General features: G+C 74.1%; 1 protein-coding gene. It reads right to left on the bottom strand.

Annotated elements, in window-relative coordinates:
• A partial coding sequence (locus CCN37_RS37580) for a serine hydrolase (RefSeq protein ID WP_143262030.1) occupies positions 1 to 589 on the bottom strand: 589 nt, incomplete at both ends.

Here is a 589-nt window from a genome sequence, read left to right as displayed (position 1 = left end):
GGCCGGATTCCAGGCCTCGCCAGAAGCGCGCGAGGTCGGCGGGGGTGGAGACGAGCCCGCCGCTGGCACCGAGCTCGTAGCCGGGGAAGCTGGTGATGTCGACGACTCCGGCGGCGGGGTTGGCGGGGTGCACGCCGTAGTGCTGGGCGTGCCGTCCGCGCAGCGGGTACTCCGTCTTGGCGGGCNNAGGTAGTTGGTGTTGGAGTACGCCCACCGCTGCCCTGGCTCGCCGGTGGGAGTGAGGGCCAGCGCGATGTCGAGGTAGCCGACGGGCTCGTCGGGGAACGGCTTGGTCCAGTCGAAGGAGCGGCTGTACTCGGGGACGCCGCTGGTGTGCTGGAGCACCTGGCGGACCGTGATCCGGCGCCCGTCGAGGGCGGCCCCCGCGCCCCGGCCGCGCACCACGCCGGGCAGGTAGCGCTCCACCGGCGCGTCGAGGTCGACGCCGAGCTGGAGCAGTGCCACCGCGATGAAGGGCTTGGTGACGCTGGCGATCCGGAACGCGTCGCGCGCGCCGGTCATCGGTCTGCCCGTGCCGATCTCCGCGGTGCCCGAGGTCAGCGTGCGCTCGCGGCCGCCGCGGTCGCTC

The sequence above is a fragment of the Allokutzneria sp. NRRL B-24872 genome (assembly GCF_002155965.1).
Lineage (GTDB): Bacteria > Actinomycetota > Actinomycetes > Mycobacteriales > Pseudonocardiaceae > Allokutzneria.
This window is presented reverse-complemented; position numbering and strand designations above follow the sequence as displayed.